Origin of the sequence: Sulfitobacter litoralis (assembly GCF_900103185.1) — a bacterium.
GTDB lineage: Bacteria > Pseudomonadota > Alphaproteobacteria > Rhodobacterales > Rhodobacteraceae > Sulfitobacter > Sulfitobacter litoralis.
On the sequence record NZ_FNJD01000010.1, the window covers coordinates 101,411 to 118,746 of the forward strand.

Sequence of the window (17,336 nt, forward strand, 5' to 3'; positions counted from 1 at the left end):
CTTTTTTATGCAGGGGCCTCGACCCTCGAGACATCGCCTTGATCACTAACAAGCGTGATCCGCCGGATCCCGAATGTCCCCACCGCCGCACGGATATCCTCAAGGCGGGCCATTGTCAGCGCTGTGGAAAACCCGTCCGCCATGGTTGCGGTCGCCGCCTCGACCGAGACTGTAGACCAACGCGGTTTTGCGTGCCCATGCAGGATATGCCCTTGACCGCCCAGCGGAACGGCCTTGGGGCTGGAGGTGGCGATGGCCGACGAGGTGAGCGTGCGCGTGCCGATCATCCCGATTTCGGGGTCACTGATGCCCAGCCTCCACGGCCCGCCGGTGCCTCGAAATTCACCGATATTGACCAGCGTGCGCTCGAGCCCCGCATCCCGCAGCGCCTCGGCCACCAGATCTGTCGCGAACCCTTGGGCGATTCCGTTAAAGGTCAACGCCTGTCCTTCGCCCAACGTAACCGACGCAGCACTATGGCGCACACGCGACCAGTCGATGAGCGCGCGCGCGGCCTCAGGTGGTTGCCCTTCGGCTAATGCGCGCCACAGCGGCTGAACGGTGGGGTCAAATAGCCCGCCGGTTGCTGCGTGAACCTGTGTGCAGGCCTGCATCAACCTGCGAAACATCACATCGGGCGCATCAAGGTGCCCGGTCCGGTTCAACCGCGAGACTGTGGAGGCCGGATCGAACAGGTCGAATTGCGCCATAACGGCATCCAGAGACCCACGGGCGCGGTCCAATGCGGGCTCGGCAATCTCTGCCGGGGCATGCAGGGTTATGTCAACCTCCGCCCCCAGGGCACGACCCTGCCAGCGGTGGATCTGCGCCCGCGCGGGCGTCGCCAGCATGCAGGCGGCCGAGATAGACAAGAAACGCCGACGATTCAGTTTCATTGCGCGGCCACCTTATGCAGTCTGCGCCCGTTCCGCGCCGCCACGATCAGCGGCACGCATTGTTTTGGGTCATCGTGGATCGTGACGCAATCAAGGCATTGGAAACATTCGGAATACTGGATTTCGCCGGTTTTCTTGATGGCTCCGTAGGCGCATTTGACGCGGCACAACTGGCAGGGCGATCCGCATTCCGCCCGCCTGTCGATCCATTTGCGGGTGCGTATCAATCCGCCGATCGCCATGACGGCGCCCAGTGGGCAAATGTAGCGGCAGAACCCTTTGAACACCACCATGGACAGCACCAAAAGCCCCACCGCATAAGCCACATAATACCATTCGCGGACAAAGAACGTGGTCACTGCGGTCTTGAACGGCTCGACTTCGATGGCTTTGTCCAATCGCGCAGGGGCGGTGAACATGATCGCCACAAGTGCGAACAAGACGGCGTATTTGATCCATTTCAGGCGGTCGTCCCACGCATCGGGCACGTCAATCTGGCGGATGCGCAACAGTCTTGCGAGGTGGTGGGCGAACTCTTGCATCGCCCCGAAGGGACACAACCAGCCGCAAAACAGACCTCGCCCCCAGAGCACAAACCCGAGGATCGTGACAGCCCAGATGACAAGCGAGAAGGGATCGTAGAGTAAAAACGCCAGTGATCCGCCCTCGGCCACCGTACGGATCACCCCGAGCGGCGTAACGATCGACAATTGCCCTTGCCCCCACCAGCCGACAAACCCGATGACAAAGGCCAGAATCCCGAGGCGGATCGGTGTGAAATATCTATGCCCGGCCAGGCGGTTCAGGCTAAGGCCCAGCAGTGCGATCAATCCGACAAGAAAGACGGCGAGGATAATCAGATCCGCCGCACGGTTGCGCAACGCATCTACCCACGCAGGCGTCGGTTTGACCGCTTCGAGACGTTTGAAAAACCGCGCGTCCGTGCTGTGGGTGATGTCTACCGAGGCTGAACCGATTTCGGGTTTGAACATGCCATGCTCGCGCAGCGCCTTGATCCGCAGTGTCCATTCCGCAGTAGGATCGAACCCCAGCCGCCTGTCCGTGCGCAGGATCAGGGCAGCACTGTCGTGCAGTTCGTCGGGCAGGGCGTCATTCAGCTCAATGTAGATGTCGGCATCTCGCAGGGCTATCGGAAAACCGCCTTGTTCCGCGCTGATCAGATCGGGTGAGGTGTTGCGGATGAATTCATCGGTGACCAACCCGTGCCGTGCCGTCTCGATTACAAGAATGGGTTCGTCGCTGGTGGAGATACCCATAAACCCCTTCAGTTCAGCGAGGCTGCCGGGAGACAGCACCGCGCGGGCGATCGAGGGCGGGCCTATGTCCACAACCCAAAGATCGAGGAAGGTGCCGTCGGGATTGTCTCTTGCTTCCGGATCATCGTCGGCCCAGATCGTCCCTGCAAATTCAGCGTTTATCTCCGCATTCGACACGCGGTGACGGGTGACCAGTCCTTGTCTGACCAGATCCTCCCAGTCCAATGGCTCATCATAGGTAAGGTCCGGATAGGCGGGCGGACCTGTCGAGACGCCGCTCATCTTTTCGCGTGCGACCTTCAGCGTCGCGGCCAGCACGCTTTCATGGGCGATGCGCACGGAGGCGGTCGCTTTGGTGACGCCGTCAAGATAGACCAGCGCGGATCCGTCAGTTCCCGCGCCATAAGGCGTCCCGACCACCAGACTTTCGGTAATCGAATGGCCACGATATTGCTCGAAGAACTTGTGGAACGGTGCCTGTCCCAGCCCTGAGACAAAGATCGGCTCGTTGTGGGAGATCAGTTTGACGTCGAGAAAACGAGCTTCAAGGTCAAGGACCACCAGCACGTTGATAGGCGCACCGGAAAAGCCGGGCAGCGGTGCCATCGGCTCAGTCTCGAACACAAATCCTGCCTCGGCACCGCCCGAGTTCAGAAGCTGCCACACGCCTTCATCGTTGATCCTCTCGCCCAGCGACATCGGCGGAACGATGTAGGGCTCCAACGTCTCTCGATCCAGCGGCTGGGCGGCCAGCGCAATGCACGACACCAGCCATAAAGTGACCGCACCAAGCACGATGTGTAATATCCAGTGGCGTTGCATTGATCGAGATTAGAAGCAGGTGGAAAAATGCTCTATGCGACTATGGTAGGGCTTCGCTATTTCGCCTTGGGATTGGCGCGGGATTTGTGCATGGTAATTGCTATGCCTGACCACAACCCTCACCCCTCATTGCCGGTCGTGGTGATATCACTTTTCGGGCTGTATTTGATCTGGGTCCTTGCGGCATGGGTAACAAGTGATGGTGCGGTCCTTCCCGGCCCTGCCGAGGTCTGGCGCGTCGGCTTGCTCGAGGGCCGATCGGGTGAGTTGCAGCGGCACATCTGGGCAACGCTCAAGCGGGTTGCCATGGCCTTCGCGCTTGCGATGGTTTTTGGCACGGTGGCGGGGCTGTTGTTGGGGTTCTATCCGTATCTCAACCGCTGGTTCGGGCCATGGCTGATCGTGCTTTTGAATATTCCCGCATTGGTTGTTATCGTTTTGTGCTACCTCTGGATCGGTCTGAACGAGGTTGCTGCGGTTACTGCTGTCGCCCTCAATAAAATGGCGATGGTGGCTGTGACCTTGCGCGAAGGGGTGCAGGCCCTGGACCCTAAACTTGGCGAAATGGCACGTGTCTTCCGGATGCGGCCCATACAGCGCCTTCGCCATGTGACACTACCCCAGCTTTGGCCCTATTTTGCTGCCAGCACGCGCAACGGGTTGGCGATTATTTGGAAAATTGTGCTCGTGGTCGAGTTTCTGGGCCGCAGCGATGGCATCGGGTTTCAGATCCACCTCTATTTCCAGCTGTTCGAGACGCGCTATGTTCTCGCCTATGCGCTGAGTTTTGTGTTTCTGATGTTGGCGCTCGAATACGGAGCGCTGCAAACCTTGGAGCGACGCGCAACACGCTGGCGTAGCGCGTCCTGGGTCTGATCTCCCAAAGTTCAGTTGGCGTTAAGTTGCGCCGCGGTAGGGTCCCAGTGAGCTGCCACCGGTTTCTTAATAGCACCTTCGTCGGACGGCTCTTGTGACCCGTGAAGAGTTCTTGGCTATATAAAATGGTGCATCAGTGCGGCTTGAGCATTGGAGGCTCTGGCTCGTTTGCGTGATTGATTATTCGGCTTGTTTTTGATTTTGCCAGCGGCGCTGGCGGATTTTCAGTTTCTTGATCTTCTCCCTTTCCCTGAGAATGGCTTTGTCTCGCCCGAAGTAAACGTCTGCGGGTGTGACGTTGTGCGGGCTCTCGTGATAACGATCACGGTACTTGCGGTGAACCTGCTCGGCGGCGTCTTTCGACGTCTGGGGTTTCTTTATCATCTCGATCTCCTAATCGATAAGATGAACCAGAAATCCTCCCTTTTTCAAATCCTCAAATCTGTCCCGTGGGTGCTGACGTCATACAATTTTCCGCTGCGTTGCAGCTCATTTCACCGAAGCGGATGGTGTGGATAGCTCCTGCTCCAACCGGCGTCGCAATGCGCCATACTGCAGTTGTTATTGACTGCTTTTGAGAGGAGCTACCCAATGCAGGTTACAACAGTCGTCCTCGATTTGGCCAAGAATATCTTTCAGGTTCACGGAGTGACTGAGAATGGCGAAGTCGCTTTCAACCAAGCTTTGCGGCGCGCGCAGTTGTTCGCATTCTTTGAGAAACTCCCACCCTGTCTGGTTGGCATGGAGGCTTGCGGTTCCAGTCATTATTGGGCCCGACAGCTAAGTAAGTTGGGCCATGATGTGCGCCTGATCCCAGCGATGTATGTGAAGCCCTATGTGAAACGGGGCAAATCCGACGCGGTTGATGCCGCTGCTATCTGCGAGGCAGTGACTTGTCCAATAATGCGGTTTGTCGCGATTAAGTCAGAAGAGCAACAGGGCGTTCTCTTCCTCCACCGAGCCCGTGATCTGATCGTCCGGCAGAGAACCCAACTAAGTAATATGCTGCGTGGCTTGCTGGGCGAATTTGGTATCGTAATTGTGCAGGGGATCGGCAGCGCGATCAAGTTTGCAAAGGGTGTGCTGGATGGCGACAAGCCAGGCATTCCAGAAGTTGCCATCGATGTGCTCGACAATCTGAGCAACCAACTTGTTGCCCTGCATCTCCGCGTGCGGCGGTATGAAATGCGTATAAGGCTTCAAGCCAAGCAGGACCTCCGCGTGACGTTACTTCGGTCGATCCCCGGCGTTGGTCCAGTGACCGCGTCAGCAATTGTCGCAACAGCAGGAGATGCCAGTCAGTTCAAGAACGGTCGCGAATTTGCCGCCTGGCTGGGGCTGACGCCGCTTAACCGATCAAGTGGTGGCAAAGAAAAACTTGGGCTTATCACAAAGATGGGGGATCGATATATCATACGCCTGCTGGTCACTGGTATAACTTCTCGGCTGAGGCAGATGAAAACACATCCCGAACGCGTTGATCCGTGGTCCCGAGCATTGCTTGACCGCAAACCTACCCGCCTTGCCACCGTGGCAATGGCAAACAAGACAGCGCGGATTATCTGGGCCGTTTTGAGCAAGAACGAGTACTACAGACCGCACACGATCTAAACTGAGGAGAACAGAACACACGAGACAGCAAGACCATTGAAATGATGGAGCACAGTCAGCCCGTCAGCCAAGAAACCCCGTCGAATGTCAGTGGCTTCACTTGTCCGCAGACCGGTTTGGGACTTGGTTTGCGGAAACCATCCACTGCCCGGCAGGGCATTGCACAGCAATGTCCCGAGAGGGAGGGCCAGCGGCCGCGTGCGCCGCGCAAACAGGCCGGACACACGTCTGCTTCTGACCAGTGCCAAAATCAGCTTCAAATATGTCTTGCTTTGCAGCAGCTATCCACACAGGACATTGAACTCCGCTGCGCCTTACGGAATTCATACTGCTCTTTCGCTGTACAGCCCGTGAACATCTAAAATGCGCGACCAAAAAGAACATTCGTTATAGTTGCGCCAACTACTGGTTCAAAGGCCAGAAATGGATCATGCAGTAAATCGTAACAGCGTGATAGTTCGCATTGGAGCCCACTCTCAAACCTGACAAGCATCATCCTGGGTCGCTCTAACCCGCGCCGGTGTCTGCCCTGTCCAGGCACGAAACGCGCGATGGAAAGCATTGGTGTCGCGGTAGGCCAGCAGGCTGGCGACCTGTTTGACCGGCATGTCGCTATTGCGCAGGTATCTCAGCGCGAGAGATTTTCGCGTGTCGGTCAGAATGCCCTGAAACGTTACGCCCTCTGCTTGTAGTTCCCGCAGTAGCCCCGTGCGACTTCTTGACAGGCGTTCGCAAATATAGGCGATCGACGGGTCGCCGTCGCCAATGGCCCCGATCAAACAGGCACGGACGCGTTCTTGCATGCTGGTTGCCGTCGTGGCTTGCGCGAGCTGAAGGTCCTGCTCAACCGACGTCCAAAGCGCCGTATTTTCGGACACGAGAGACAGGCGCGCATCGTCAACAGCATAGATAACTTCTGGGTCACCTGTCTCTGGCATGGCACCAAACACGCCTGCCAATTCTTGTCGTTTTTCGATTGATCCTTGGAACTTCACCATTTCGGGCACAAGGCGTCGCGCGGTACACGAACACGCCTTCTCGTGAAGAAAGACGAGGATACCTGGTCCGAGGCACGCGGGGAAATCAAAGTTCTGATGCAAGAGCCGGATTGCGATACGCAAGCGACCTTTGTCATTTTTGACCGTTAGTGCAATTGGCCCAAAGATTGTTTTAAACTTTCCAAACCGTTCAAAACCACTGGCAAAACCTTTGCGGTTGTGGCAGGATTTTTTTTCCGCCTGGCTGTCACCGCCTGCCCAACCTACCAAGTCTCGAAAGCTGTGCCAGCATTCGGGCGCCTGTTCCGGTTGCGTCACCCGGACGAGCCGCAGTTGGCCCTCCAGCAGTATTTGGTCGGCTTGGCAACGCTTGCACGCCAAAGAATTGCCGCGCTCGAAGGGCTGCGTATTCAGCCCCAGTTGCGCCACCGATGGCATAGCGATTGTAAACTTGTTTGCTACCTGCAAGCCCTCTGGCGAAGGCATAGCTTCCCCCGAACCCGGCCGAGAGTGCTGGCATCATGATGTTTCCGGAAATCGCCCGAACCAAGAAAGGTGTTGCTATGATGAAACCCTTTGCCATCAGCACCATCATGAAAAATGGGAGAAGGGCCCCTATGTTCGAGGCCCCCTCTGGGTCACCAAGCTTAGCAAGAAGCGCACGAGAGACACCTGTGATCGTTGCGAACACGCCTGCGACGATGATCGGATACATCGCGAAAGAAACAAGTGCCGAAAGCCAGCGCGCGAAATAATCCTTGGTCACCTCGAAAAGGGTCAAGAAGATCATCACTGGCGCAATGCCAATTAGCAGAGCGATCATGAGCCGGGACGCCACAACAATGAACGCCGCCAACCCGCCAAGAATCGAGAGCAGCAGAATCCCAAGTGTGTCAAGCAAGGCACCCGCCATCCAGTTCAGCTCAGATCCCGCAGCATTCAGATAGTCCCCGAGCGCTGCAATTAGGTCGTCAAATTCCTCTGCAAAGGTACCGGACGGGCCAGGTGATCCGCCGCCGACAGAAGCCACAAGGGCCCCGGCAATGCTGTCGATTCCGTTCAGTATCGCTGAGGCAAGCGCATTGAACTGGACCCAGTTGGCTGCGAAGACCCCTATCAGTCCGACCTTCACGGCCAGCCAAAATGCAGTTCGGCCGTCCATGGCGCGATACTGGTAGATCATGTTGATGAAGACAAGAATGACAACCAGTGTTGTGCCCAGAACCAGCAACGTGCCGACCGTTGCTGCGACCGCACCAAACTGAGTTTCGGCAGCGGTATTGAGATAGCCATCGGCCGTTTCCACGAAGTAGGTGACAACACTCATGGTGACCTACCAGTTCCCGGCGGCTTCGCAGATTGGTATGGCTTCGCGTCGAAGCTCATTTGCTTGGTGCCGGTATGCGGAAGTCGCTTCCACGATGTCCCAGTATTCAGATGAGGCGTAGCGCTCGGTGTAGACGCGTACGGCGACCTCCCAAGTCGGATACCGTACGGGACAGTCACAGCTTTGCGCGTCAACGATGCGTTTCATGCTTTCAGCTCGGTAGATCTGTTGGATCAAGAGGCGCTTGTAGGACTCGCGCACATCGATGTTCTGCATCCACTCCGGCTCGGGTGACTGTTCTGGGCAAACATCTGGACGGTTGTCGAGCGTCGGGATCAGGTTCCGCTCGGCCACACCAGCGGTTGCGCCGAGAACGACGAGCAGGCCTACAGTCGCAACGACCCGCATCATTCTGAACCTGCCTTCTTTCTTAAAGATTCTCGCTTCAGGAACGTGGTGTAGCCGTAGTCACCTGCTTCAGCTGTAATGACTTCCCACCCCTCGGCGCCGCGCGCATTCAAGGCGCTTCGCATCGCGTCGTAGTCCTTTTGCTTTTTCACCTGAAAGGACAGGATATCGTATTCGAAGGTCTTCATTGGGAAGTTCCAATCTCAGTTGCGCCGGGCAGGTAGAATTCGGTGATGCCGCGTTTGCCGTCATGGCGACCGGCCTGGATGATCACATCGATGGAGTTCTCGATGTACTGGATCATGTCGGCATAGGTCATCGGGATTTCTGTCTTGAGGGCCGCGATCGCAAGCCGCTGCACGGCCAGTTGCGGGGTTTCGGCATGGAGCGTGGTCATGGAGCCGCCATGGCCGGTGTTGATCGCTTCCAGAAAGGTCATGGCCTCTTTGCCACGCACCTCGCCGAGGATGATCCGGTCGGGGCGCATGCGGAGCGTGGCGGTGAGAAGAACATCGGCGGTCTGGAATTCTGCGTCGCGATTGGCGAGGAGGGTCACGGTATTGGGCTGGGTCGGCAGAAGCTCGGCGGCTTCTTCGATGGTGACGATCCGTTCCTCGGCCGGTACGTGAGAGAGGATCTTGCGCGCGGCCACGGTCTTGCCGGTGGAGGTGCCGCCCGAGACGATCATGTTGAGTTTGTTCTCGACGCAGAAGGCCAGCGCATCATCTATCACACCTGCGGCCACCACGGCGCGCAAGGCGCGCTTTTTTTCGACACGCAGGTCTTCGAGCTTGCGCTCCTGGCCGTAAAGAAAATCGAGCGCAATGCCATCGAGAGGCAGGCTTGAGAAGAACCGCAGGCTGATCGACATGGCCGAGAGCACGGCGGGTGGGGTGATGACCTGCGCTCGGATCGGGCGCCCCTTGTAGGTGATCGATACCGAGACGATGGGGCGGTCCTTGCTCATCGTGGTATTGGCCGAGGAGGCGATCTGGTTGCCGAGGTCCCTGACCTGAACGCCCGTAAGCCTCTGGTCCAGCGCGCGCATGAAGTGATCGCCCTGGAACTCGCCCCAACAGGTCCCGTCGGGGTTGATACAAATCTCGATGACATCGTCGCGGTTGGCGGCGTCGATCCGGTCGAGCGATGTTTCAAGATAGCTCAGCGACATGGGCTCAGAATATTTCCAGATCGCGATCGACCATGACCGTGACGCGTGCGCCTTGGTCGACATAGATGACGGGGCCGATGGAGAGGTAATCACCAATGACGCTGTCCGTGGCATCTGCCAGATCATCGCCAACGTCTTCGAGAACGTCGGCTGTTCCCTCGTCTTCCACATTTGATGCAGCTGCATTGGGTGCAGCGGAAATTAGCGAGATCAGGGCGGCCGACCCGAAACGCTCGGCGAAGCGCGTGTCCACGAAACCGTTGACACCGGAACGGCCCAGTTCATCACCCCCGAAGGAGCTGATCTGGACGGTCTGGTTGTCGGGCATGATGATCCGGTCCCAGGCGATCGTCACGCGGCGCTGCGCGATATCGACGCCGGCGCGGTAGCGCCCGATGAGACGGGATCCGCGCGGGATCAGGAGGCGCGTGCCATCGACGCTGTAGACATCCTCGGACACCACGGCACGGGTCTGGCCGGGCAGTGAGCTGTCGAGGGCAGTTTCCATGACGGCCTGGATCATGGTGCCCTGAATGATGGTGTTGGAGGGATTGGCGATCACCTCGGCCTGCGTCACGGTGGCGGGCAACGCACCGTTCAGCACGAAATCCGTCACCTCGCCAAAGTTGCGTTCGGTCAGAGCCGTTTCATTCGCTCCGGAGGCGCCGCCAAAGGCGATGGTGGGCGAGGCGATCCGGCGTTCCTGGAACGCACGCTCTTCGGCCGCGCGGCGTTCGAGATCCGCCAGTCGCCGTGCCTCTTCCTCGCGGCGGAGCCGTTCCTCTTCCCGTGCGCGCAGCTCATCTTCCGTGGGGCCCGTTGGGGCAGGTTGCGGTCGGCTTGCCTCGAGTTGGGCCAATTCCAGATCCATGCGGAGTTGTTCAAGACTTCGATCCCGGGCTGTCAGTTCGTCCTGGAACCGCTGCTGTGCGGCTTCCGATGCAGCTTGCAGCGCCGCGATCTGAGTGGTCAGCGCGTCGATCGCCTCTGCGGCGGCGGTGTCTTCCTCGACAACTGGTCCAGGGGCGTTGCGCAATTCCTCGATCTGAGCCTGCAGGGCCGTGATCTGCGCCAGAAGCTCAGCGTTATGCTCGACTGGATCGGGTCCGACGAACACAACCTCGGGCTCGGGCGGGGGCAAGGTCTCGATGGCGCCAAAGCCGTCCCCCTCGTTTTGGAAGACGTCCGGGGTGGCCGTCGGCAAGGCTTCCTCTTCGTCGGGCTGTGAGAGGAGATAAAGCAGGGCACCACCCGCGCCGATGACGAGGACCACGATCAGCGCGAGAAGGGGCGACCGGCGCTGCGCCGCCGTGGGGGCGCGGGCACTGCCTTTCTCAAGGGCGGCGAGGCGCTTTTCCAGCTCGGTGTTCTCAGTATCGCTCATGAGGCGGCCTCCGCGGGCGGGATCGCCTCGATGCAGACCACCTCTTCGCCAAGTCGCAGGACCCATTGGCGGTTTACGCCGTTGACGCGGATCACGCCGTCCTCAGGGGTTTGCGTGTTAACCGTGCGTTCACGGCCGCCCGCATAGCGGAAGATCGCTGGCACAGGTGCGTTTCTCGGAAAGGCGAAATACGTGAACGTCCCGTCATCCCAGATGCGCGTTGGCGTGAACTCGGTCCGCGCGCTGGCGCCGTAATTGTAGTTAGGTGCTTGGGCGGCGATGGCCCGGGTCGGGCGCGCAGCGTCGTCCGGATAGCGGAACTGCACCACGTAGAAGGTCGGGCTACGGACCTCCTCGACGTTGAAATAGTAGCTTCGCCTGTTCGTGTAGACGGTCACGTTGGTATGGACACCGCGCGCGACGGGCTTGATCGCAAATGCCTCCCCGCCCGGCACGCCATCGATCTCGAAGCCCTCCGTGTCGCCCGCGATAATCGAGCGGATGCTTTCACCCTCACCGAATTCGACCGTGGTTACATGGGTGAGCGAAACACTCAGGCGATAGACCTGGCCCTCCTGGTAGGTGGCCAAGCGCACCCGATTGTCGTTGGGACCGCCACGCGGGATGGCTTCGGCAGCGACCAACCCCGGCAACAAAACGATAAGGACAACAAATGCAATTCGTACGGGAAACAAGATCAGTTCTCCAATCTGTCGGAGCGGATGGAATATTCGAGGACGGTGAAGCCGAATGGATTGGTCCAGACCTCATCGATGGAGCGGCGGGTCTCCGGGCGGAACTCGAAGAGAAGCGTCGCAGTGAAGAGGCCGGTCTGGGTGCCGTTAATGGACGTCAGGCGCTTGCGCAGGCGGACCGTCGCGCGGTTGGTTCCGATCCGGTTGATGCTGAGGATTTCCACGTCGAGCCGAGCATTGGGGCCATAGACCGTCGGCGGGTAATTATCGTTGGCGCTGTTCCAGATCTGGCGCAGCCCGCTCTCGGCAGCTCCGTCCGAGCGGCGCAGGACGCTGCGGATGCGCAGATCGTTGTCGAGCTGGTTATAGACCTCCCGGTCGGTCACATAGCGGAACACCTCCGCCTCGATGATCGCCTGGTTGGCAGTCACCGAGGAGGCGCCCACCGAGGCTTCGGGGAGTGCAAAGCCGGTGGCGGGATCATAGGGGACAACGACGGGGGGCGGGTCGACATCGAGGATCGAGACAGCCGCGGCACTCAGACAGCCGATGATACCGAAGACAAGGCCCATCAGGCCAAGGCGTTGCCAGAGCCGTTCGCGGCGTAAGGCACCATAAACCAGTTCTTCCTCGATGATTTCTTGTTCAGTCGCCACCATTCATGCCCCCGCTCGGCGTTTCGAAATGAGTTGAATCGGTTCTTCGCTGCCTCTCGCTGCGCTCGAACGCGAAAACCGATCTTTGATTTTGTGGATCAATTTCGAAACGCCTTAGTCGGCCCGGAGGTCCGGCAAGGTGAAATCCATGAAGCGCTGTTCTTCGGCGATGGTGGCGGCATCGATCACGCCGCCGGTGCCATCGCCCACCGTTTGAATCGCTTCCAGCTGCCACATTGCCACGAGGGCGATGGCCAATTCAGCTGTCACGCGCGTGTTGAGATCGACGCTTTGCTTGAGCTCTTCCATGTCGTCGATGAGCCCGACAAGGCGGTCTACCCGCTCGAGCGACTGGCCGGCATCTTCATAGCTGTTCTGGGCGGCGGCTGAGACGAGTGCGCCGGTTGTTGCCTGCGTGGCCACACGGTTGGCCCCGGGATTGCCGCTGGTGGCCATTTCCGAGAGCGTGTCTTCATCGAAGCCGAGATCGGCCAGCACCCGGTCCATCTGGGTTTCGATCTCGCCTGCGCCGGAGCCGGAGAGGCCCGAGAAGTCGCCCGTCTTGATCGCCTCAATCGTGGCCAGGATGTCCCCGAACTCCTGATCGAGCAGGCCATTGAGTTCGTCTTCCATCTCGGTGCGGATGATTTCTGGAAGCTCGGCGATGCGGGTGAGGGCCTCGTAGGTGCGCTGCAGCTCGGCAAGTTGATCGGTGAGTGTGGCAAGTTGTTCGCGGAGCTGCGTCAGCTGCTCGTTCTGCAGAATCTCGTCTTCGATCATCTGCCGGAGTTGCTGGATGTTTTGAGCGATGTTCTGGGTGTCGACGACCGGTACACCTTGTGCTGCGGCAGGGGGTAGGGCGCTGAACTGCAAGCCAACGCCAAGTGTCGTGGCCAAAGCTGTCCTCAAGAGCAGATGTCCCATTATTCAATCTCCCTGATCGTAGAATCCATGAACGCGCCTTCGGCCATGCGGGCGCTAGCCTGGGCTAGCTCTTCGGCGGAGAGCACGCGGGTGCGGGCGGCCTGAAGCCGGATGCGGGCAGCCACGAGACGCACGAGTTCGGCGCGGGCATAGGTGTTGAGCGCGACGCTCTCCTGAACGTCCTCGGTTTCGGAAATCCGTTCGACGATATCGCGGATGCGCAGGGCGGCTTGGCGGATCGCGGCTGGGGAGTTGCCGCCATAAAAGGCCGCGCCATGCCCGGTCATCGAAAGGTTTGCATTGGCGAGAAGCGCCCGATCGATCGTGCCGAGCGCTTCAATCCCGCCGATACGGGTCAAATAGAGGTTATAGCGTTCGGGAATGACCTGAACGTAATGCTGGGTTTCGGCAAAGGGCGGGACGCCACCATATTCGAACACCCGGCCGGGTCCCGCGTTATAGGCCGCGAGCGCATTGATGATATTGCCGTCGAAGGTGTTGAGCTGTGTCGCGAGATAGCGTGCACCGCCATGCACCTGCAGGTAGGGGCTGTCATAGTATTCCGGATTGATGCCCAGATCGCTGGCCGTGCCCGGCATGATCTGGGTGAGACCATAGGCGCCGACGGGAGAGCGTGCACCGATGGTGAAACGGCTTTCCTGCCAGATCAGCGCTTGCAGCAGCGCGCGCCATTGGACGGGGGAGAGCCCTGCGCGTCCAACACCCGCAAAGCCGCTGGTCTCCTGAGCCACGCGGATGATGAGCTGCTCGATGGTCTCAGACGCATCCCCGAACATCTGCGCACCGCCGGGATTGGGATCGATGTCGGCATTGCCATAGACCGCCTCGACTGACCGGGCCGGATCCCCGCTGCCGCTTTCCAGCCCCGAGACCATAGCCGGCAAGCCCTGACCGCCGAAGCTGGTCTGGGCATCGAGGATGCGTTGCAGGGTTTCCAGCTGCTCCCGTTCGATCTCGGCAATGAGTTCGCGCACGGCAAGCTTGTCGGCCTGAACGGCCAAGTCAGCCTCGCGATCGCCAGTCTCGACGATGTCACGCGCAATCAGCCCACTGTCATTGGTCGGCACGCCTTGAGACAAAGCGAGACCGGGCAGCAGGCAAAGTGCCAGGATATGAGGCAGGCTAGACTTCAATGTCGCCCTCCAGTGCGCCAAAGGGCGTGAAGTCACAATCAGGCGCGACGGGTGCCGTGGACGCAAGGAATGTGAAGCAGTTCGCCTGCGGCTCCCGGTACTGGGTGCAGGAGGCCAGCGCGCCGAGGGCAGCCAAAGCGACAAGAATACGGATCATGAAAGCCTCCAGAAGTCTGGGCGGTCGCGGTAATCGGGGCCGACGAGCGCTTCGCCCTTTTCCATGCCGCCAAGGATGGTGAGATTGGGTCCAAGCGCGCTCAGATCGGCATCGACGACGATCGAGCCCTGATCGTCGCGGATCAATGCGAGGCGGCTGTTGCTGCCCGTGTTGAGAAGGACGTCGAGCTCCTTCTCCGTGAGGTTCAGCATGGCGTAATCCGCCGGCTGCGCGCGGATATTGGGCAGCAGGATCTGCGTCGGAACGGCCTCGACGATGGTCTTACCGGTCCGGGTGCGCTCGAGCTGGCTTGCGTATTGCGTCATCATCACCGCGACGGTGTTCTGCTTGCGCGCGGTCACCAGCCAGTTCGACAACCGTTCGGCAAAATATGCGTTGTCGAGCGCCTTCCAGGCCTCGTCGATCACGATGATGGTGGGGCGGCGGTCCTCGATCTCGCGTTCGACCCGACGGAAGAGATAGGAAAGGACCGCCATCCGTTCCTTGTCGGCCTCGCTGTCGAGAATGCCGGTCAGATCGAAGCCCACGACATCGCCCTTGAGGGAGAACGTGTCCTCGAGGCTCTGCCCGAAGATCCAGCCATAGCGGCCGTCTTCGGTCCACTCGAGCAGGCGCTGGTGCAGATCGCCGCCATCATCGGTGGACACAAAAAGCGATGCGAAATCCCGCCAGTTCCTCAGTGCCGGGTTTGTGGCCTGCGCGTTCTGGCGCACGACCTCTTGGATGCGGTTGGTCTGCGCCGGGGTCAGGGGCTTGTCGGCGCGGTAGAGCAGGGTGGCAAGCCAGTCCGAGAGCCAGGCGGTGCCGCGGGCATCGGTCTCGGTCCAGAGCGGGTTGAGGCCCGTGGGCTGCCCGGCGTTCAGGGACGCGTAGCGCCCGCCATTGGCGCGCACCGCCATCTCCATGCCAAGACGGTAATCGAAGACGAAGATCCGCGCCCCTGCGCGACGGGCCTGGGTCATCAGGAAGGCCGAAAGCACAGACTTACCTGACCCGGGCCGCCCCATGATCAGGGTATGGCCGCTGGTGGGTTCCTTGTCGGGCGAGCCTTGCTCGTGATAGGAAAACCGGTAGGCGCTTTGCTCCGGCGTGGGGAAATAAGTGACGACCCGGCCCCATGGGGTAAGTGCTGCGGGTTTGCCAAGCTGTGTCCGGTGGAAGGCCGCGAAATCCGCGAAGTTGCGATTGGTGACGGCGCTGGCGCGGACCCGCTTGGGCTGGTTGCCGGGGTGCTGGCTGAGGTAATGCGCCTTGGCCGCGACCCGTTCGCCGATCATTTTCACTCCCTCGGTTGCAGCGGCGTTTACGATCTCGGCGCTGAGGGTTTGCAGCTCTTCGAGCGTTTCGCAGAAGAGCGTCACGACCATATGATGCTCGCCGAAGCTTTGGCGCTTGGCTTCGAGATCATCGGCGGCGATGTCGAGGGCTTCGAGGAGCGAGAGGGCCGCGTCCTGGCTGGCCTGCATCTGGCGCTTTTGCCGTTTGATGCGGCCCGCCATGAGGTTCGAATTGATCGGCGTGAAGGAATGGGTGACGATCATGTCGACCGGCAGGTTCAGCATGTCGAACATGGTGCAGGAGGTGCCTTCCGAGTATTCTCCGATGGTGAAGCTCTTGCCGTAGCGGTGGCCCACGACGCCCTCGGAAAGCTCGAAATGGTCGCCGTGAAACGTCACGCGGGTATTGGCGACGTTGAAGGACAAAAAGCCGTAGGTATTGGCGGGATAGAGCGGCAGCTCGGTTCCTGTGTTGAGCGCGCCCAGAAACCCCACCAACTCTCCCGATCCGGCTGACAGCAGGCGCGGCTTGAGCTCGGTAAGCCCCGAGAGGAAGACGTTCACGGCCTCACCGAGGCGCTGCAGGCGTTTGCGGGTCTCCTCTCTCAGCCGGTCCGGCGCGCTGCGGCTGAGGAACGGCAGGAGGCTTTTCGGGGGTGGGCGGTGAATGACGGTGAGCGTCAGCGTCTTGTCGCGCAGCCCGCTGGTCTCGAGTTTCGCGCGCCAGCGCCGGTCGACCTCGCCTGCGAAGCTGTCCTCACGGATCGGGTCGAGATCAGGTTTGATGGCCTTGGAGACCTTGTGGACGTAATAGCTGAATTCCGGCCCAAGTTGCGCGACGATGCGGGCAAAAAGTGCCGTCAGTTTGTCGAGATAGGCATCGTCCGTCGTGTAGCTGTTGATCCCCTCGAGCCGGATGCAGCGGAAGAGTTCGTTCACCCGTGTCCGCACGGTCTGGTCGTCGACGAGGCTCACATAGGGCAGCATATTTGCAAGCCGGGTCTCGCGCGCATACCACTCTGGCGTCATTGTGCGGGCATCGAGCGCAGCATCATGGGCGTCATCACGGGGCATAGCTGTCCCCGCCATGAATGGACCTGTTGCGCGTGGGCGGTGTCTCCTGCAGGGCCGTCATCATCACGTCGATGAAACGCGGGTCCCAATCTGCGGCCTTCCAAAGCACAGGGTAGAGCAGGACGGCGACAGCCAGCACTGCGATGTGCTGGACCCACACGAACAAGAGCACCGAACCGAAGAGCCAGATCATCGCATACATGATGGGCAGGCCCAGAAGCTTGGGCGGGCGCACGAGGCCGAGAAAGAGAGGCGCGCGCTCAGCCACCGGCAAAAACCGCGGCAACGATGGTGGGGGCGGCCGCAACACCGGCGATGCCCACGAGGACCCAAAGAGCTTGGCGCAGGTCGATGATGTTGAAGAACCAGCTCAAGAAAACGCCGAGGACCGCGAGTGTGGCGATAACCACACCAAGAGGGCCGGTCAGCGCATCGACAATGCCCTGCAACAAGCTTTGGATCGGGGAGAGATCGATGCTCTGTGCAAGGGCGGGCTCGGCAATGAACAGGAATAGCGCCAGCGAGGCGACAAAGAGGTTTGAAATCCAACTTGTTTGGAAAAAGCGGTATCGCCAATGCACTGCCGCGCTGCGCGCTTTCGCGACATT

At 59.8% G+C, this 17,336-nt stretch carries 18 protein-coding genes and 1 pseudogene; 2 read left to right on the forward strand and 17 right to left on the reverse strand.

Features of this window, described 5'->3' with window-relative positions:
* Nucleotides 1-5: 5 nt before the first annotated feature.
* Both BLQ98_RS09990 and BLQ98_RS09995 read right to left on the reverse strand, forming a co-directional pair.
* Nucleotides 6-896, reverse strand: a complete 891-nt coding sequence (locus tag BLQ98_RS09990) for an FAD:protein FMN transferase (RefSeq protein ID WP_037941692.1) — start codon at nt 894-896, stop codon at nt 6-8.
* Nucleotides 893-2,995, reverse strand: coding sequence for a 4Fe-4S binding protein (locus BLQ98_RS09995; protein ID WP_093733170.1), 2,103 nt, complete (start codon nt 2,993-2,995; stop codon nt 893-895). Before BLQ98_RS09995 ends, BLQ98_RS09990 begins: the two co-directional genes overlap by 4 nt.
* 138 nt (nt 2,996-3,133) lie before the next feature.
* On the opposite strand from BLQ98_RS09995, the gene BLQ98_RS10000 reads away from it, so the two are divergent.
* Nucleotides 3,134-3,871, forward strand: a complete 738-nt coding sequence (locus BLQ98_RS10000; RefSeq protein WP_341833157.1) for an ABC transporter permease — start codon at nt 3,134-3,136, stop codon at nt 3,869-3,871.
* Nucleotides 3,872-4,051: 180 nt separating this feature from the next.
* Here the strand turns inward: BLQ98_RS10000 and BLQ98_RS10005 are convergent.
* Nucleotides 4,052-4,192 (reverse strand): annotated as a pseudogene (locus tag BLQ98_RS10005) (IS3 family transposase); the annotation flags it as partial.
* A 270-nt stretch (nt 4,193-4,462) separates the two neighbouring features.
* Here BLQ98_RS10005 and BLQ98_RS10010 point away from each other — a divergent pair.
* On the forward strand, nt 4,463-5,482 hold the full coding sequence (locus tag BLQ98_RS10010; protein ID WP_093733171.1) for an IS110 family RNA-guided transposase: 1,020 nt from the start codon (nt 4,463-4,465) through the stop codon (nt 5,480-5,482).
* A gap of 476 nt (nt 5,483-5,958) precedes the next feature.
* Here BLQ98_RS10010 and BLQ98_RS10015 read toward each other — a convergent pair whose 3' ends face one another.
* The 14 genes from BLQ98_RS10015 to BLQ98_RS10075 all read right to left on the reverse strand — a co-directional run bounded on the left by BLQ98_RS10015 (nt 5,959) and on the right by BLQ98_RS10075 (nt 17,273).
* Complete coding sequence (locus BLQ98_RS10015; protein ID WP_141135316.1) at nt 5,959-6,603, reverse strand: helix-turn-helix transcriptional regulator; 645 nt, start codon at nt 6,601-6,603, stop codon at nt 5,959-5,961.
* Nucleotides 6,604-6,727: 124 nt separating this feature from the next.
* Complete coding sequence (locus BLQ98_RS10020; protein WP_093733173.1) at nt 6,728-7,807, reverse strand: TrbL/VirB6 family protein; 1,080 nt, start codon at nt 7,805-7,807, stop codon at nt 6,728-6,730.
* A 6-nt stretch (nt 7,808-7,813) separates the two neighbouring features.
* Nucleotides 7,814-8,218, reverse strand: coding sequence for a hypothetical protein (locus BLQ98_RS10025; protein ID WP_093733174.1), 405 nt, complete (start codon nt 8,216-8,218; stop codon nt 7,814-7,816).
* Nucleotides 8,215-8,403, reverse strand: coding sequence for a hypothetical protein (locus BLQ98_RS10030; protein ID WP_093733175.1), 189 nt, complete (start codon nt 8,401-8,403; stop codon nt 8,215-8,217). The genes BLQ98_RS10025 and BLQ98_RS10030 overlap by 4 nt, the downstream gene beginning before the upstream one ends.
* Nucleotides 8,400-9,386, reverse strand: coding sequence for an ATPase, T2SS/T4P/T4SS family (locus BLQ98_RS10035; RefSeq protein WP_093733176.1), 987 nt, complete (start codon nt 9,384-9,386; stop codon nt 8,400-8,402). The genes BLQ98_RS10030 and BLQ98_RS10035 overlap by 4 nt, the downstream gene beginning before the upstream one ends.
* A gap of 4 nt (nt 9,387-9,390) precedes the next feature.
* Entirely contained in the window at nt 9,391-10,770 is a 1,380-nt protein-coding gene (locus tag BLQ98_RS10040) for a TraB/TrbI/VirB10 family type IV secretion system protein (RefSeq protein ID WP_093733177.1), read from the reverse strand.
* On the reverse strand, nt 10,767-11,465 hold the full coding sequence (locus BLQ98_RS10045; RefSeq protein WP_208596044.1) for a TrbG/VirB9 family P-type conjugative transfer protein: 699 nt from the start codon (nt 11,463-11,465) through the stop codon (nt 10,767-10,769). Before BLQ98_RS10045 ends, BLQ98_RS10040 begins: the two co-directional genes overlap by 4 nt.
* Nucleotides 11,466-11,467: 2 nt before the next feature.
* The gene (locus BLQ98_RS10050; RefSeq protein WP_093733178.1) at nt 11,468-12,124 is read right to left on the reverse strand and encodes a VirB8 family type IV secretion system protein; all 657 of its coding nucleotides are present in this window, start codon (nt 12,122-12,124) and stop codon (nt 11,468-11,470) included.
* Nucleotides 12,125-12,235: 111 nt separating this feature from the next.
* On the reverse strand, nt 12,236-13,045 hold the full coding sequence (locus tag BLQ98_RS10055) for a type IV secretion system protein (RefSeq protein ID WP_093733179.1): 810 nt from the start codon (nt 13,043-13,045) through the stop codon (nt 12,236-12,238).
* A complete protein-coding gene (locus BLQ98_RS10060) occupies nt 13,045-14,199 on the reverse strand; it encodes a lytic transglycosylase domain-containing protein (RefSeq protein ID WP_208596045.1) in 1,155 nt (384 codons plus the stop codon). The genes BLQ98_RS10055 and BLQ98_RS10060 overlap by 1 nt, the downstream gene beginning before the upstream one ends.
* Complete coding sequence (locus BLQ98_RS18270) at nt 14,189-14,356, reverse strand: hypothetical protein (protein WP_167354533.1); 168 nt, start codon at nt 14,354-14,356, stop codon at nt 14,189-14,191. Before BLQ98_RS18270 ends, BLQ98_RS10060 begins: the two co-directional genes overlap by 11 nt.
* The gene (locus BLQ98_RS10065; RefSeq protein ID WP_093733180.1) at nt 14,353-16,728 is read right to left on the reverse strand and encodes a VirB4 family type IV secretion/conjugal transfer ATPase; all 2,376 of its coding nucleotides are present in this window, start codon (nt 16,726-16,728) and stop codon (nt 14,353-14,355) included. Before BLQ98_RS10065 ends, BLQ98_RS18270 begins: the two co-directional genes overlap by 4 nt.
* On the reverse strand, nt 16,718-16,996 hold the full coding sequence (locus tag BLQ98_RS10070; protein ID WP_093733181.1) for a VirB3 family type IV secretion system protein: 279 nt from the start codon (nt 16,994-16,996) through the stop codon (nt 16,718-16,720). The genes BLQ98_RS10065 and BLQ98_RS10070 overlap by 11 nt, the downstream gene beginning before the upstream one ends.
* On the reverse strand, nt 16,989-17,273 hold the full coding sequence (locus BLQ98_RS10075; protein WP_037931816.1) for a TrbC/VirB2 family protein: 285 nt from the start codon (nt 17,271-17,273) through the stop codon (nt 16,989-16,991). Before BLQ98_RS10075 ends, BLQ98_RS10070 begins: the two co-directional genes overlap by 8 nt.
* Nucleotides 17,274-17,336 lie beyond the last annotated feature (63 nt).

What these genes read in the sequence shown, in the direction of transcription:
- BLQ98_RS09990 (WP_037941692.1), bottom strand. Translation starts at nt 896, where the DNA reads ATGAAACTGAATCGTCGGCGTTTCTTGTCTATCTCGGCCGCCTGCATG.
- BLQ98_RS09995 (WP_093733170.1), bottom strand. Translation starts at nt 2,995, where the DNA reads ATGCAACGCCACTGGATATTACACATCGTGCTTGGTGCGGTCACTTTA.
- BLQ98_RS10010 (WP_093733171.1), top strand. Translation starts at nt 4,463, where the DNA reads ATGCAGGTTACAACAGTCGTCCTCGATTTGGCCAAGAATATCTTTCAG.
- BLQ98_RS10020 (WP_093733173.1), bottom strand. Translation starts at nt 7,807, where the DNA reads ATGAGTGTTGTCACCTACTTCGTGGAAACGGCCGATGGCTATCTCAAT.
- BLQ98_RS10025 (WP_093733174.1), bottom strand. Translation starts at nt 8,218, where the DNA reads ATGATGCGGGTCGTTGCGACTGTAGGCCTGCTCGTCGTTCTCGGCGCA.
- BLQ98_RS10030 (WP_093733175.1), bottom strand. Translation starts at nt 8,403, where the DNA reads ATGAAGACCTTCGAATACGATATCCTGTCCTTTCAGGTGAAAAAGCAA.
- BLQ98_RS10035 (WP_093733176.1), bottom strand. Translation starts at nt 9,386, where the DNA reads ATGTCGCTGAGCTATCTTGAAACATCGCTCGACCGGATCGACGCCGCC.
- BLQ98_RS10040 (WP_093733177.1), bottom strand. Translation starts at nt 10,770, where the DNA reads ATGAGCGATACTGAGAACACCGAGCTGGAAAAGCGCCTCGCCGCCCTT.
- BLQ98_RS10050 (WP_093733178.1), bottom strand. Translation starts at nt 12,124, where the DNA reads ATGGTGGCGACTGAACAAGAAATCATCGAGGAAGAACTGGTTTATGGT.
- BLQ98_RS10055 (WP_093733179.1), bottom strand. Translation starts at nt 13,045, where the DNA reads ATGGGACATCTGCTCTTGAGGACAGCTTTGGCCACGACACTTGGCGTT.
- BLQ98_RS18270 (WP_167354533.1), bottom strand. Translation starts at nt 14,356, where the DNA reads ATGATCCGTATTCTTGTCGCTTTGGCTGCCCTCGGCGCGCTGGCCTCC.
- BLQ98_RS10065 (WP_093733180.1), bottom strand. Translation starts at nt 16,728, where the DNA reads ATGCCCCGTGATGACGCCCATGATGCTGCGCTCGATGCCCGCACAATG.